At 71.5% G+C, this 13,198-nt stretch carries 13 protein-coding genes; 6 read left to right on the top strand and 7 right to left on the bottom strand.

Features of this window, described 5'->3' with window-relative positions; all coding sequences use genetic code 11:
• Nucleotides 1-22: 22 nt before the first annotated feature.
• Both ABME02_RS16415 and ABME02_RS16420 read right to left on the bottom strand, forming a co-directional pair.
• On the bottom strand, nucleotides 23-703 hold the full coding sequence (locus ABME02_RS16415) for a response regulator (protein ID WP_353816415.1): 681 nt from the start codon (nucleotides 701-703) through the stop codon (nucleotides 23-25).
• Complete coding sequence (locus ABME02_RS16420; RefSeq protein ID WP_353816416.1) at nucleotides 700-1,950, bottom strand: sensor histidine kinase; 1,251 nt, start codon at nucleotides 1,948-1,950, stop codon at nucleotides 700-702. The genes ABME02_RS16415 and ABME02_RS16420 overlap by 4 nt, the downstream gene beginning before the upstream one ends.
• Before the next feature lie 191 nt (nucleotides 1,951-2,141).
• Between ABME02_RS16420 and phoU the strand changes: the two genes are divergently transcribed.
• Nucleotides 2,142-2,798, top strand: a complete 657-nt coding sequence (gene phoU / locus ABME02_RS16425) for a phosphate signaling complex protein PhoU (protein WP_353816417.1) — start codon at nucleotides 2,142-2,144, stop codon at nucleotides 2,796-2,798.
• A 73-nt stretch (nucleotides 2,799-2,871) separates the two neighbouring features.
• Here the strand turns inward: phoU and ABME02_RS16430 are convergent, their stop codons facing one another.
• Entirely contained in the window at nucleotides 2,872-3,618 is a 747-nt protein-coding gene (locus ABME02_RS16430; RefSeq protein WP_353816418.1) for a phosphoglyceromutase, read from the bottom strand.
• Nucleotides 3,619-3,711: 93 nt separating this feature from the next.
• Here ABME02_RS16430 and ABME02_RS16435 point away from each other — a divergent pair, with 93 nt between their 5' ends.
• On the top strand, nucleotides 3,712-4,521 hold the full coding sequence (locus ABME02_RS16435; RefSeq protein ID WP_353816419.1) for a class I SAM-dependent methyltransferase: 810 nt from the start codon (nucleotides 3,712-3,714) through the stop codon (nucleotides 4,519-4,521).
• 7 nt (nucleotides 4,522-4,528) lie between these two features.
• Here ABME02_RS16435 and ABME02_RS16440 read toward each other — a convergent pair whose 3' ends face one another.
• From ABME02_RS16440 to ABME02_RS16455, 4 genes are all read right to left on the bottom strand, one after another.
• Entirely contained in the window at nucleotides 4,529-5,608 is a 1,080-nt protein-coding gene (locus ABME02_RS16440) for an FUSC family protein (RefSeq protein WP_353816420.1), read from the bottom strand.
• A complete protein-coding gene (ygfZ, locus tag ABME02_RS16445) occupies nucleotides 5,605-6,750 on the bottom strand; it encodes a CAF17-like 4Fe-4S cluster assembly/insertion protein YgfZ (protein ID WP_353816421.1) in 1,146 nt (381 codons plus the stop codon). The genes ABME02_RS16440 and ygfZ overlap by 4 nt, the downstream gene beginning before the upstream one ends.
• The gene (locus tag ABME02_RS16450) at nucleotides 6,750-7,358 is read right to left on the bottom strand and encodes a nitrobindin family protein (RefSeq protein ID WP_353816422.1); all 609 of its coding nucleotides are present in this window, start codon (nucleotides 7,356-7,358) and stop codon (nucleotides 6,750-6,752) included. Before ABME02_RS16450 ends, ygfZ begins: the two co-directional genes overlap by 1 nt.
• 140 nt (nucleotides 7,359-7,498) lie before the next feature.
• Nucleotides 7,499-7,822 (bottom strand): hypothetical protein, encoded by a 324-nt coding sequence (locus ABME02_RS16455; protein WP_353816423.1) that lies wholly within the window; start codon nucleotides 7,820-7,822, stop codon nucleotides 7,499-7,501.
• Between the two features lie 74 nt (nucleotides 7,823-7,896).
• On the opposite strand from ABME02_RS16455, the gene ABME02_RS16460 reads away from it, so the two are divergent.
• The 4 genes from ABME02_RS16460 to ABME02_RS16475 all read left to right on the top strand — a co-directional run bounded on the left by ABME02_RS16460 (nucleotide 7,897) and on the right by ABME02_RS16475 (nucleotide 13,063).
• Nucleotides 7,897-8,586: a response regulator transcription factor gene (locus ABME02_RS16460; protein WP_353816424.1), complete on the top strand. Its 690-nt coding sequence runs from the start codon at nucleotides 7,897-7,899 to the stop codon at nucleotides 8,584-8,586.
• 45 nt (nucleotides 8,587-8,631) lie between these two features.
• Nucleotides 8,632-10,830, top strand: coding sequence for an RNA degradosome polyphosphate kinase (locus ABME02_RS16465; RefSeq protein WP_353816425.1), 2,199 nt, complete (start codon nucleotides 8,632-8,634; stop codon nucleotides 10,828-10,830).
• Complete coding sequence (locus ABME02_RS16470) at nucleotides 10,827-11,771, top strand: NUDIX hydrolase (protein ID WP_353816426.1); 945 nt, start codon at nucleotides 10,827-10,829, stop codon at nucleotides 11,769-11,771. The genes ABME02_RS16465 and ABME02_RS16470 overlap by 4 nt, the downstream gene beginning before the upstream one ends.
• A 203-nt stretch (nucleotides 11,772-11,974) precedes the next feature.
• Nucleotides 11,975-13,063, top strand: coding sequence for a phosphate ABC transporter substrate-binding protein PstS (locus ABME02_RS16475; protein WP_353816427.1), 1,089 nt, complete (start codon nucleotides 11,975-11,977; stop codon nucleotides 13,061-13,063).
• Nucleotides 13,064-13,198 lie beyond the last annotated feature (135 nt).

A 13,198-nucleotide genomic window follows, 5' to 3' on the forward strand; every position in this document is an offset into this window, starting at 1 on the left:
CATCCGCTCTCGTCGTTCGGGGCTAGGCCTCGAAGCGGTAGCCGAGCCCGCGCACGGTCACGAGCTGCACGGGCTCGGAGGGAGTGACCTCGATCTTCGACCGGATCCGCTTGATGTGGACGTCGAGGGTCTTCGTGTCGCCGAAGTAGTCGCTGCCCCAGACCCGGTCGATGAGCTGGCCGCGGGTCAGGACCCGGCCGGCGTTCCGCATGAGCAGCTCGAGCAGCTCGAACTCCTTGAGCGGCATCGCGACGGACTCGCCGTCGACCTCGACCGTGTGGCGGTCGACGTCCATCCTGACCCTGCCGCCCTCGATGACGGCCTCGTCGAGGTCCTCGGGCTCGATGCGCCGGCGGAGCACCGCCCGGATTCGCGCGAGCAGCTCGCGCGTCGAGTAGGGCTTCGTCACGTAGTCGTCGGCGCCGAGCTCGAGACCCACGACGATGTCCACCTCGGAGTCCTTCGCGGTGAGCATGATGATCGGCACGGTGGAGCGCTGGCGGATCTCGCGGCACACCTCGGTCCCCGGCAGGCCGGGCAGCATGAGGTCGAGCAGCACGAGGTCGGCGCCCTCGCGGTCGAACGCGGCCACGGCGGCGAGGCCGTCCGCGGCCACCTCCACCTCGTAGCCCTCGCGCTCGAGCAGGAAGCTCAGCGGGTCGCTCAGCGCGATCTCGTCCTCGACGAGCAGGATGCGGGTCACTCTCGGTCTCCTCGGGCTGGCGCGGCGGGAAGTGCCGCGGCGATACGGGTCTTGGCGTCCTCGGCGACGGGTGCCGGCGCGTCGGAGGCGGATTCGGCGGGCTCGGCGGCCTCGCGCGCGATGGGTCGCTCGGCGAGCGGCAGTCGGATCGTGAACGTCGAGCCCCGGCCGGGACGCGACCATACCCGCACGTCGCCGCCGTGGTTCTGCACGGTGTGCTTGACGATGCTGAGGCCGAGGCCGGAACCGCCGGTGTTGCGCGAGCGGGCCTGGTCGACGCGGTAGAAGCGCTCGAACACGCGGTCGAGGTCCTCCGGCGCGATGCCGATGCCCTGGTCGGCGATCGAGATCTCGACCGCGTCGTCGTCGACGATGACGCCGACCCCGACCCGACCGCCCTCGCTCGAGTAGGCGATCGCGTTCGAGATCAGGTTGTGCAGGGCGACGACGAGGAGCGCCTCGTCGCCGTAGACCTCGGCGCGGGACTTCGCCCGGACGGCGACGTCGACGCCCTTCGCGGCGGCGACCACGCGGTTCTGGTCGACGGCGGCCGCCACGACGCGATCGACGTCGATGAGCTCGTCGCGCCGGAGCGCATCGCGCGCCTGCAGTCGGGACAATTCGATGACCTCGCCCGTGATGTGCGCGAGCCGGGTCGACTCGATTCCGAGCCGATCGGCGAAGCGGCGCACCTGGTCGGGCTCGTCGGCGGCCTGGTCGAGGGCCTCGGCGAGCAGGCTCACCGAGGCGATCGGCGTCTTCAGCTCGTGGCTGATGTTCGCGATGAAGTCGCGGCGCACCTCGTCGAGCCGGTGCGCCTCGGTGCGGTCGTCGGCGAGCAGCAGCACGAAGCGCGTGCCGAGCCGGGCGACGCGCACCTGAAGTCGCATGGTCGCGTCGCCGAACGGCCCCCGCGGAAGCTCGATCTCGAGCGCGATCGGCTCGCCGGTCCGGCGCACGTCCGACACGAGGTCGACGAGCTCGGCGTGGGCGAGCATCTGGTTGCGGACCAGGCCCATCGCGAGCGCACCCGGCGAGGCGCGGAGCACGTTGTTGGAGGGATCGAGCACGACGCCGGCGGACTCCAGCACGTCGAGCACTTGGTCGACGCCGTCGGGGATCGTCGGTGCGACGACGCGGGCTGCGCTCTGGCCGCGGCGTTCGGCCATGTGCAGCACGACCGTGAACCCGGCCCCGAGGAGGATGCCGAAGGTCAGCGCGACCAGCACCGACCAGGTGGAGTCCATGGCACCACCCTAACCATGCCGGTCACCCCGGTTTCACCCGGGTGGACGCCGGCCGGGGGTAGGTTAGGGAGAGTTCAGCAGCACGGCACCTGCCGTTCACCTTCGACGGCGAGGATGTCGCGTGCCGGTCAGTGACCGGTCGTCCCGCGTGCCCGGCGTGGGAGCCCGAGACCATCGAAGGGGTCAAACACATGCGTGAGGTGTTCCAGCAGGAACTGCGCGAGGTTCAGGACGGCCTCGTCGAGATCGCGACGCTCGTCGCCCAGGCCATCGAGAAGGCGACGCGTGCGTTCAACGAGTCGAACGTGAGCCTCGCCGAGGAGGTCATCGCCGACGACCACCTCATCGACCAGCGCGCCCAGGCGCTCGACGAGCTCGCGATCACGATCCTCGCCCGCCAGCAGCCGGTCGCGCGCGACCTGCGCATCGTCGTCAGCGCGCTGCGCATCTCGGCCTCGCTCGAGCGCATGGGCGACCTCGCGACGCACATCTCGCAGCTCGCCCGGTACCGCTTCCCCGACAAGGTGGTCCCGAAGTCGCTCCGCCCGACGTTCATCGAGATGGGCGCGCTCGACGTCGAGATCGCGCGCAAGCTCGTCACGCTCCTCCAGAACGAGGACGTCGAACTGGCCAAGGCCATCCGCAACGAGGACGACAAGGTCGACGCACTGCACCTCTCGGTCTTCGACAAGGTGCTCGGCGAGACCTGGAAGGGCCAGGCGGTCGACACCGTCGACTCGACCCTCGCGAGCCGCTACCACGAGCGGTTCGCCGACCACGCCGTCGCGATCGCCCAGAAGGTCGACTACCTCGCCACCGGCGACTGGGTGCCCGAGCCCGTCGGCTGAGTCGGAGCCCGACATGCGACGAGGGCCGAGCGGATGCGACATCCGCTCGGCCCTCGTCGTCTGACGGGTCGGACTACTTCTTGCCCTGGGCCGCGACCGCGGCGGCTCCGGCGGCGGCCGCCTCGGGGTCGAGGTACTCGCCGGGCTTGGTCGGCATGAAGTCGTCGCCGAGCTCGTAGACCAGCGGGATGCCGGTCGGGATGTTCAGCTCGGCGATCTCCTCGTCGGAGATGCCGTCGAGGTGCTTGACGAGCGCGCGCAGCGAGTTGCCGTGCGCGGTGACGAGGACCGTCTTCCCGGCCTTCAGGTCGGGGATGATGTCGGACTCCCAGTACGGGAGCATGCGCGCGATGACGTCCTTCAGGCACTCCGTGCGCGGCATCTCGTCGTCCGAGAGGCCGGCGTAGCGCGGGTCGCCGACCTGCGACCACTCGGCGTCGTCGTCGAGCGGCGGCGGCGGGGTGTCGAACGAACGGCGCCAGAGCATGAACTGCTCCTGGCCGTACTTCTCGAGCGTCTCGGCCTTGTCGAGGCCCTGCAGCGCGCCGTAGTGGCGCTCGTTCAGGCGCCACGACCGGCGGACGTCGATCCAGAGGCGGTCCGCCGCCTCGAGGGCGAGGTCCGCGGTCTGGATCGCGCGGGTCAGCACCGAGGTGTGCAGCACGTCGGGCAGGACCCCCTTCTCGACGAGCAGTTCGCCGCCGCGGGTCGCCTCGGCGCGTCCTTGGTCGCTGAGCCGGACGTCGACCCAGCCGGTGAACAGGTTCTTCTGGTTCCAGTCGCTCTGGCCGTGGCGCAGCAGCACGAGGGTGTAGACCATGCGGTCCAGCCTAGCGACCCGGTCGCGGGCGTCGTCTGCGGCGTCGAACCGTGACGGATGCCGCGGACCGGGCGGGCTGCGACACTGGAGGGCATGCCGGTCGGATCCATCACGCGGGGCACGACGAACACGAACCGCCTGCGTCGCGTCGACCGCTGGATCGCCGAGCAGCCCGCATTCCGCCGCGCCGCCGATCCGCTCGTGGTAGACCTCGGCTACGGGGCGAGCGGCGTGACCGCGTTCGAACTCGCCTCCCGGCTCCGCCGGGCCCGCTCGGACGTGCAGGTCCTGGGGCTCGAGATCGATCCGGCACGGGTCCGGACCGCGGAGTCGCAGCTGGCCGACGTTCGTGCCGACCGCACCCCCTTCGCCCGCGACCTGCCCGTCGCGTTCGGCGTGGGCGGCTTCGAGGTGCCCGTGCCCGACGGCCGCCGACCCGCGGTGATCCGCGCGTTCAACGTGCTCCGCCAGTACGAGGAGGCCGACGTCCCGGCGGCGTGGTCGCGCATGGTCGACCGCCTCGCGCCCGGCGGCCTGCTCGTCGAGGGCACGTGCGACGAGCTCGGTCGCATCTCGAGCTGGGTGGGCGTGACGGATGCCGGCCCCCGGAGCTTCACGATCAGCCTGCGCCTGACCGGGCTCGACGCACCGTCGGTGGTGGCCGAACGACTGCCGAAGGCGCTGATCCACCGGAACGTCCCCGGCGAGCGCGTCCACGCACTGCTCGCCGCGCTCGACCTCGGCTGGCGCGTGCACGCGCCGCTGTCGGTGTACGGCCCGTCGCAGCGATGGATCGCGGTGGCCCGCGGCCTCCGCGATGCCGGGTGGCCGGTGCACGGCGGGGTTCGGCGCTGGCGGCTCGGCGAGCTCACGCTCGACTGGGCGTCCGTCGCGCCGCGCTGACCCTGGCTCAGTCCCCGGGAAGCAGTGCCCGAGCCTCCTCGAGCCCGAGCCCGGTCGCCGTGAGCAGGTCCACGAGGTACGGGCGGAGCGCCGCCAGCGTGTTCCGGTCGCCCTGCGATCCGTCCGGCAGGATCGCGACGGGGTCGAGGTGCCGGAGTATCTCGGCGAAGCCCTGCCTCGCGACCGGCTGCTGCGCCACGTCGCGCAACGACTCGTCGAACACCTCGACGGCGACCGCGATCCGGGCCACGACGTCGGCGACCGCCTCGCGCCGACGTCCGTCCCGCAGGCTCCACTCGACCCGCCGCGCGACGATGCGGAGGTTGCGCGTCGCGAGGTCGACGCCCGAGAGCATGGCGCGCTGGCGCTCCAGGTCGAACCTCGCCCGGCGCACGATCGGCGACAGCCGCGCGATCGCGATGCCGGAGTCGACGCTCGCGGTCCACGCCTCGACCGCGGGCTGGGTGGCCCGGGCGCGGGAGAGCGCCCGCCCCGCGGCATCCGCCTCACCCGATCGAAGCGCGGCCGCGAGCTCGAGGAGCACCGCGACGTGCTCGTCGAGCAGCCGCCGGCCGTCGCGGAGGGCGGTGCGGCGCGGATCGCGCGGGATCACCGCGGTCGCGAGCAGGGCGAACGCCCCGCCCACCACGGCGTCGAGCGTTCGCACGAACGGCCCGCCCTCGGGAGCCGGGACGAGCATCACCAGCGAGCACTGCACCGCCGCCGCGATGGCGAAGGATGCATTGCCCGACAGGAACCGGGCGACGGCGAGCGTGACCACGAGCGCGAGCGCGTACTGCCAGATGCCGCTGCCCGCGACGAGCAGCAGCCCCTCGGCGAGCGCGATGCCGAGCGTCATCGCGATGACGGTCTCGAGCACGCGGACCGGGCGCGCGTCACGGACGAACCCGAGCGACGTGATCGCGACGAGGGCGGAGATGAGCGGCTGCTCGTGGCCGACGACGAGCAGGGAGAACGAGTACGCCGCGATCGCGGTGACGGTGATCTGCAGGATCGCCGGCAGCGAGTCGCGGAGCCGGCCGAACCGCCGGCCCAGGGGGGTCGCCCCGCCGGGCGGTCGGGTCACGGGCGGATGCCGAGCCTCGGCAGTCGCGGCACCTCGACCGCCGCGGCCGCGCCGGCGGGCACGATCTCGACCTGCGCCGCGGCGACGTCGATGCCGTGGCTCTCCACGATGAGCTCGAGGTCGGCCGGTACCGCGCGCTTGACGACCGCGAGGGCGATCGGGCCGAGCTCGTGGTGCATCGCCGACGACGTGACGGCGCCGACCGCGCGGCGCTCGGGCTCCTCCCCCGGCGCGGGCTCGGGACGGGCCTTCAGGCCGATGACCGCGTCGCCCTGCGTCGGGAGGACCGTGTCGCTTCCGTCGAGGTGCAGCATCACGAGGCGGCGCGGCGGTCGGCCGAGGTTCACGACCTTCGCGACGGTCTCCTGCCCGCGGTAGCAGCCCTTGTGGAGGTCGACGGCGCTGCGGAGCCAGTCGAGCTCGTGCGGCAGGGTGCGCTCGTCGACCTCGGTCGCGAAGCGCGGTCGCCACGCCGCGACGCGCAGCGCCTCGAGTGCGAACGTGCCGGCCACCTCGACCGAACCGGACCGGACCGCGCCCGCGAGGGTCGCGAGTGCGTCGCGGGGGACGATGGCCTCGGCGAACCGCCATCCTGCGCCCGCGTGCCCCGCCTCCGGCGCGTAGCCGTAGCCGTCGGCGAGCACCTGCCGCCAGGGGTCGTGCCAGACCAGGGCGCCGACGGGGAGCTCGGCCGGGAACCCATCGCCCGCCGGCATCGCGCCGACGACGGCGAACCCCTCGCTCACGTCGGCGACCTCGACGCGCAGCATGAACCGCATGCGGTCGAGCCACGTCGCGAGCGCCGGAGCGGCGTCGCCCTCGAGCACGAGCCAGGTGCGCTCGCCGTCGTCGACGACGTGGACGGCGTGCTCGACGTGCCCCGAGGCGTCGAGGAACAGCGCTTCGGCGCTCTCGCCCGGTTCCAGGTGGTCGAGCGCGCGGCTCGCCATCGAGTTGAGCCACGAGCGGCGGTCGGGCCCCGTCACCGTGATCACGCCCCGGTTCGACAGGTCGACGATCGCGCGCCCCTCCTCGAGGCGGCGCTGCTCGACCATCGGATTGCCGTAGTGCGCGGCGACGCCCTCGTCGGGCGCGTCGCCGACGACCGCGCCGGGCAGGGCGAGGAAGGGCGAACCGCTCATCAGTCGACCTTCGCGAGCCGGGCCGACGCGTGCGTGCGGAGGTCCTGGCCGAGCGCGGCGATGTCCCACGCCCAGAGGAGGTGGTTCTCGACGAGCCCGTAGAGCCTCGTCGCCGCGGCGTACTCCTTGGCGCCGGCGGTGCGCATGACGGCGTCGGTCGCGAGGTCGATGCGCGGCCCCTTCACCTGCCCGAGGTAGAGCTCGCTCACCCCGCCGGGGTGCACGATCGAGACCTCGAGGTCGAAGCCGCCGGCGTCGTTGCGCAGCGTCTCCACGGCCTCGGCGTCGGGGAAGCGCGTCGCCCCGACCGCGGGCAGCATGGCCGGACCCTGGTCGCCCTCGCCGAGCGGGCGCGCGAGCCGCCAGTAGCCCGTCTCGGCCGCCAGCGGCGTCGGCTCGCCGTCATCCGTCGTCGGGAACAGCCAGGTGTAGGACGTGTAGTTGAGGTAGGGAAGGCCGTCGTGGCTGAAGCTCACGCGCTGACCGAACTCGTGCGTGACCGAGCCGTCGCCGACGGCGTAGTCGATCACGCCGGAACCCTCCCAGACCCCGATGAGCCAGGAGAGCGGAACGAGCTCCGCGGGGAGGTCGACCGGCAGCTCGATCACGATCTAGCGCTGCCCCTTGAAGAGCTTGTAGACGACCACGCCGCTGATCCAGGCGATCGTGAGGCTCGCGAGACCGAGCAGGCCGATGAAGAAGAGTTCGAGCGCGAGCAGCGAGGACATGGTGCGAGTCTACCCGTTGGTCAGCCGACGACCGGCAGCAGCGCGAGCGCCCCGACGGCCACCGGGACCACGGCGCCCGCGATCGACGCGCTGGCCCGGCCGACGTAGCCGTGCGGCCTCCGCGACGCGAGCTGCAGCAGCAGTGCGGCGATGACGGATGCCGCGAACACCATGCCGAGCACACCCAGCGCGGCAGACGGGCCGGAGTCGTGGAACCAGACCCTGGTACCGGACCACGCGAAGCCGACGACCACGACGGACCCGACCGTGGAGAGGAGCCAGACGGCGGGCACGGCCCATCGTGCGAGGCCCGTCGCCGGTGCTCCCGCGTCGTCCTGCGTCACGCGTCCCCCGTTCTCCGTCGCCCACTGCTCGGCGTCCCGTAGTATTGACCGCACCTTACTACTGGAGTGTGTGCGTGGCGCAGCTGCTGATCCTGACGCCGGCAGCAAACGAAGACGTTCTCCCGGCCCTGTCTCTCCTGACGCATCGGGTGCGCGTGATTCCGGCGTCACCCGACCAGCTCGTGCGCGCGCCCGAGGCCGACCTGGTCTTCCTCGATGCCCGCACCAACCTCGCGGGCGCGAAGGCGCTCGCCCAGATCCTGCGCACGACCGGCCTCTCCGTGCCGCTGATCCTCGTCGTGACCGAGGGCGGGCTCACCGCGGTGAACGCCGACTGGGGCGTCGACGACGTGATCCTCGAGCAGGCGGGCCCCGCCGAGATCGACGCGCGGATCCGGCTCGCACTCGGCCGGGCGCAGGCCGCACAGCCGGCCGAGCGCATCCAGACCTCCGGCGTCGTGATCGACGAGGCGAGCTACTCCGCCAAGGTCCACGGTCGCACCCTCGACCTCACCTACAAGGAGTTCGAGCTCCTCCGCTTCCTCGCGGCCCACCCGTCGCGCGTGTTCACGCGCGAGCAGCTGCTCAGCGAGGTGTGGGGCTACGACTACTTCGGCGGCACTCGCACGGTCGACGTGCACGTGCGACGCCTCCGCGCGAAGCTCGGCGACCTCGACAGCCTCATCGGCACCGTGCGGAACGTGGGCTACCGCTTCAACGTCCACGAGGACGACGAGCAGGACGCGAACGTCACCGCCCGGTGACCTGCGCTTCACCACCGCGTCGCGGCCCGGTGGCATGATGTGTGGATGACTGCGGAGAGCACCCTCGACGAAGACCGCACCGCGAGCGACTTCGACGACGACTTCGAGCCGCTCGACACCGACGGCGCGCCCGAACTCCTCGCCGAGCGCTACCTCGACCGCGAGCTCAGTTGGCTCGCCTTCAACCAGCGGGTCCTCGAGCTCGCCGAGGATCCCCGACTGCCGGTGCTCGAACGCGCGAACTTCCTCGCGATCTTCGCCTCCAACCTCGACGAGTTCTTCATGGTCCGCGTCGCCGGCCTGAAGCGCCGCATCAACACCGGGCTCGCCGTCCCGACGAACGTCGGCCGGACCCCGCACGAGGTACTCGCCGACATCTCGCAGAAGGCACACGAGCTGCAGTGGCGGCACGCCGTCGCGTACCAGGAGCTCGTCAAGCCGGCGCTGGCCGAAGCCGGCATCCGCATCGTCTCGTGGGGCGAACTCGACGAGGAGCACCGCGAGCACCTGCACGGGTACTTCAGCACCCAGATCTTCCCCGTGCTCATGCCGCTCGCGGTCGATCCCGCGCACCCGTTCCCGTACATCTCGGGCCTCTCGCTGAACCTGTCGGTGCGCGTGCGCAACAGCCGTACCGGCCGGCAGGAGTTCGCACGCGTGAAGGTGCCGCAGATGCTGCCGCGCTTCGTGCGCGTCGACCCGACCGAGTCGGTCGAGGACGCCGGCTACATCGCACTCGAGGACCTCATCGCGAACCACCTCGGCGACCTCTTCCCCGGCATGGAGGTCCTCGACCACCACGTGTTCCGCGTCACCCGCAACGAGGACGTCGAGATCGAGGAGGACGAGACCGAGAACCTCATCAAGGCGCTCGAGAAGGAACTCCTGCGCCGGCGGTTCGGCCCGCCGATCCGGCTCGAGATCTCCGACGACATGGACGACGTCACCCTCGGCCTGCTGGTGCGCGAGCTCGACGTCACCGAGCAGGAGGTCTACACCCTGCCATCGCCGCTCGACCTCGGCGGCCTGTTCGACCTCGCGCGCATCGATCGGCCCGAACTGCACTACCCGACGCACGTCCCCACGACGAACGTGCAGCTCCAGCCCTCCGAGCCCAACCGGCAGGCCGACATCTTCGCCGCCGTCGCGGAGAAGGACGTCCTGCTCCACCACCCGTACGAATCCTTCGCGACGAGCGTCCAGGCATTCCTCGAGCAGGCCGCGGCCGACCCCGACGTGCTCGCGATCAAGCAGACCCTCTACCGCACCTCGGGCGACAGCCCGATTGTCGAGGCACTGATCGACGCCGCCGAGTCGGGCAAGCAGGTCCTCGCGCTCGTCGAGATCAAGGCCCGCTTCGACGAGGCCGCGAACATCACGTGGGCGCGCAAGCTCGAGAAGGCGGGCGTGCACGTCGTCTACGGCCTCGTCGGACTGAAGACGCACTGCAAGCTCGCGCTCGTCATCCGCCAGGAGAAGGACGGCCTCAAGCACTACAGCCACATCGGCACCGGCAACTACAACCCGAAGACGAGCCGCATCTACGAGGACCTCGGCCTGCTGACCGCCGACGACCAGGTCGGCAAGGACCTCACCCGGTTGTTCAACGAGCTCTCCGGCTACGCGATCGAGAAGAAGTTCAAGCGCCTGCTCGTCGCGCCGCTCCACCTCCGCAAGGGGCTGCTGAAGCTCATCGCCCAGGAGACCCGGAACGCGCAGGAGGGCAAGCCGGCCGGCATCCGCATCAAGGTCAACTCGATGGTCGACGAGGCCATCATCGATGCGCTCTACCGCGCGTCGAACGAGGGCGTGCCGGTCGAGGTCTGGGTGCGGGGCATCTGCAGCCTCCGACCCGGGATCCCGGGGCTGAGCGAGAACATCCGGGTCCGGTCCATCCTGGGTCGCTACCTCGAGCACTCGCGCATCTTCTCGTTCCGGAATGACGGCGACCCGGTCGTCTACATCGGCTCGGCCGACATGATGCACCGCAACCTCGACCGACGCGTCGAAGCGCTCGTCCGGCTCACCGACCCCGACCACGTCGGGGCGATCGCCGGACTCTTCGACGAGGCGATGGACGAGCGGACCGGGTCGTGGTGGCTCGACGGCGACGGCACCTGGACGCGGCACTCCACGGATGACTCGGGCCGGCCGCTCGACGACCTGCAGCACCTCCGCATCCAGCGCGTCGCGCAGCGCAGCAAGCGCGTCGCCCAGCGCGCGACGCGAGCGGCGCGCCGATGAGCCAGGTCGCCACCGCCGTCTACGCGGCCGGCGCGGTCTGCTGGCGCGTCATCGACGGGCGCATCCACGTGCTCGTCGTGCACCGCACGGTGCACGGCGACGTGACGATCCCGAAGGGCAAGGTCGACCCCGGCGAGACGCTCCCGCAGACCGCCGTCCGCGAGATCGCGGAGGAGACCGGGCTCGCCGTCGCGTTGGGCGTGCCGGTGGGCGTCTCGCGGTACCCGCTCCCGAGCGGTCGCGAGAAGATCGTGCACTACTGGGCGGCGGAGGTCACCGAGAAGGCCGTGCAGGCCTCGACCTTCCGGCCGAACTCCGAGATCGCCGCGCTCGAGTGGGTCACGATCAAGCGCGCCCGCGGCTACCTCACCTACGGACCAGACCGCGAGATCCTCGACAACTTCTCCGCGCTCGTCGACCAGGGCGTCACGGAGACGTTCGCGCTGATCGTGCTGCGGCACGGCAAGGCGCAGGCGAGGTCGTCGTGGAAGGGGGAGGACGCCGGCCGCCCCCTCGTCGAGCGGGGCGTGCAGCAGGCCGCCGCGGTCGTGGACACGGTCATGGCGTGGAGGCCGAAGAGGATCGTCTCCAGCCCGGCCGTGCGGTGCGTAACCACTGTCGCCCCCCTGTCGGCGAAGACGGGGATCACCGTCAAGCGCGACGAGGGCATCAGCCAGGACGCCTGGGAGGCCGGGAACGACGAGGTGCGCCGCGTGATCGGCAAGCGCGTGCGCGTCGGCAAGACGGCCGTGATCTGCGGACACGGCCCCGTGATGCCCGAGATGATGCGCGAGATCGCCCTGGCCACCGGGACCCCGCTCGGCTCCTACGTGACGGATGCCGCGAGCCTCGAGGTGGGCGCGTTCAGCGTGGTGCACCTCTCCTCGACGAACCCGTCCTCGGGCATCATCGCCATCGAGACGCACGCGCCGGCCGCCTAGGCCGCCGCCCGGGCGGCGTGGGGACGCAGGGGATACGCAGGTTCCGCACACCGACGCGTCCCCGAGTGTTCACCATTCGTTCACCTGATTCGGTTTCGATGTTCACCGGACATGGCGTGGGATCCGGCCCGGACCGGTCGGCTCCCAGCCGCTCCCGAACCTCCCGAACCTCCCGAACCTCCCGAACCTCCCGAAGGATCCCAGTGAACCGCACGCGCTCGCTCGCGGCCGTCGCGCTCGCCGTCGCCGCCGCATCCGTCCTCTCCTCCTGCGCCGTCAACGAGATGGGGACCGGCGACACGGGGTCGACGCTCGAGGGCTACGTCGTCGGCGCCGGTTCATCGGCGCAGGGCGCCGCGCAGCAGTCGTGGATCGCGGCGTTCCAGACCGACCACCCCCGGGTCACGGTCGACTACGACCCGGCCGGGTCCGGGGCCGGCCGCGACACCTTCATGGAGGGCGCGAGCGACTTCGCCGGGTCGGATCGCGCCTACTCCATGGACGAACTGGAGGACGGCGGTTTCGGCCGCTGCGCGCCCGACTCGACGGTCATCGAGTTGCCCCTGTACATCTCCCCGATCGCCGTGGTCTTCCGCCTGGACGACATCGACTCGCTGAACCTCGACCCCGGGACGATCGCGGGCATCTTCGCCGGCGCCATCACCGACTGGGACGACCCGGCGATCGCCGCGACGAATCCCGGGGCGACCCTCCCCGACCTCCCGATCACGGCGGTGCACCGCTCCGACGACTCGGGCACGACCGAGAACTTCACCGACTACCTGCACGCCGCCGCACCCGAGGTCTGGGAATGGGAGGCCGATGGCGTGTGGCCCTTCTCGGGCGGCGAGGCTGCTCAGGGCAATTCGGGCGTCGTCGACACGGTCGGCAACGGCGTGGGGACCATCGGCTACGCCGATGCGTCGCGCGCCGGAGGCCTCGGCACCGTGGCGGTCGGCGTCGGCGACGAGTTCGTCTCCTTCTCCCCCGAGGCGGCCGCGGCGATCGTCGACGCGTCCCCACTCGAGGAGGGTCGAGCCGAGGGCGACCTGGCCATCAGCATCGACCGCACCACGGAGCAGGCCGGCGTCTACCCCATCGTCCTCGTCAGCTACCTGATCGCCTGCGAGCAGTACGCCTCGCCTCGGAACGTCGAGGTCGTGCGGCAGTACCTGGAGTACATCGCGAGCGAGGAGGGCCAGCAGGCCGCCGCCGCGGGCGCGGGATCGGCGCCCATCTCGGAATCCCTGCGCGAGCGCGCCCTGCTGGCGATCGAGTCCATCCGGGGATAGGACCCGCCCACCCGACGGTCGCCGGAGCGTCGCCGTCACGGCGGACTCACAGCCGTGGCATCCCGGCCGGTCAGGCCCAGTTCACCTTCCGTTCACCGCCGTGGGGGACGCTCGTCACGCACGCTGGTTAGCGTC

It is taken from the genome of Agromyces zhanjiangensis (genome assembly GCF_040496055.1).
GTDB classification, from domain to species: Bacteria; Actinomycetota; Actinomycetes; order Actinomycetales; family Microbacteriaceae; genus Agromyces; species Agromyces zhanjiangensis.